Annotated in this window: 2 protein-coding genes; both read left to right on the top strand. The window is 71.1% G+C overall.

What is annotated here, in order from left to right:
- The first annotated feature begins 259 nt into the window (after positions 1-259).
- A complete protein-coding gene (locus ACZ1IK_RS11140; RefSeq protein ID WP_230282838.1) occupies positions 260-892 on the top strand; it encodes a Mu transposase C-terminal domain-containing protein in 633 nt (210 codons plus the stop codon).
- A partial coding sequence (locus ACZ1IK_RS11135; protein WP_465098513.1) for an AAA family ATPase occupies positions 879-1,528 on the top strand: 650 nt, incomplete at its 3' end. The genes ACZ1IK_RS11140 and ACZ1IK_RS11135, both read left to right, overlap by 14 nt.

The following is a 1,528-nucleotide window of genomic DNA, read 5'->3' as shown; positions in this document are numbered from 1 at the left end:
TCCTGCGGGAGAGGCCCACTCGTCTCATCTCAGCCGGCGCCTCGTGGCAAGAACCTCATGACCCACAACAGCTAGCGCCACCTACTGACTCACAGAAGCACGCCACTTACTGATCAAGTCCACACACGGGGCCGACTTCACCAGCACCCGGCTGGACCGGGTCTGCCTGGACACCCACATCCGGCTCATCCACTCCCGCGTCGGGGTCCCGCAGGGGAGGGGCAAGATCGAACGCTTCTACGGCACGATCACCACCGAGGTGCTCCCGCACCTGCCCGGGCACATCCCGCACGGCACCGGCGGCACCCCCACCTCACCACCTGCCCTGAGCCTGGAGCAGCTCGACGCAGTGGTCCAGCGCTACCTGATCGAGGACTACCACGCCCGGGTGCACTCCGAGACCGGACAGGCCCCCGCCGCCCGCTGGATCGGGGCCGGGTGGATCCCGCGCACCCCGGCCCGGGGCGAGGATCTCGACCTGCTGCTGCTCACCGCTGCGACCACCCGCATCGTCCAGCGCGACGGCATCCGCTTTCAAGGCACCCGCTACATCTGCCCGGTGCTGGCCGCCTACGTCAGTGAGACCGTGACCATCCGCTACGACCCCCGCGACGCCGGCGAGGTGCGCGTCTACCACCAGGACACCTACCTGTGCCGGGCGATCGCCCCCGAACTGGCCGCTGAGACCATCACCCTCCAACAGCTGCAGCAGGCCCGGGGCGCCCGACGCGCCGCGCTCAAGCAGCAGCTGCGCGCCCGGCGCAGCCTCGCCGACGCCCTGCCCGCCGACGACCGCTGGGCACCACCACCCGCCCCGGCGCCGGGCCCGACGGCAGACCCGCCGGCGGAGCCGGCGCCCCGACACCGGTTGCGGACCTATGCCACCGACTGAGCCCGACTCCTCCCGGAGCCTGCTGGGCAAGGACGACGACGGCCGGCGCTTCCTCTCCGGCACGTTCGGGGAAATCGCAGCCTTGGGCCCACCCCCGGACCCCGCATCACCCCTGCTCCTTCCCACCCGGGAGCACCGCCGTTTCACCGAGTTCGCCGACACCGTCCGCGCCCACCGCTACATCGGCCTGTGCTGGGGCCCACCCGGGGTCGGCAAGACCCTCTCGGCCCGCCACTACGCCGGGGCCCCGCAATGGGAGCAGTGGCAAAGAGACCTGGGCGAGGACCGCGAGCCCGGCCCCATCCCTGAGCAGGTCCTGCAGGCCCGCACCGCGCTGTGGACCCCGACCGTCACCGCCAGCCCCCGACAGGTCGACCAAGCCCTCCCGCGGGCCTGCCAACAGATCTCCTACGCCATCGACTACCACCACCACGGCCGCGTCGACCCGTTCGTGCACCCCGACTCGCGTTCCTCCGGGCTCACCGAGCTGCTCATCATCGACGAGGCCGACCGGCTCAAGACCACCGGCCTGGAACAGGTCCGCGACTACTACGACCGCCACACCCTCGGGGTGATCCTCATCGGAATGCCCGGCATCGACAAACGCCTGGCCCGTTACCCCCAGCTCTACAGCCG

The organism is Micrococcus sp. CS26, from assembly GCF_055522295.1.
Note: the sequence above shows the minus strand (reverse complement) of the source record. Positions and strands in the feature narration are given on the sequence as shown.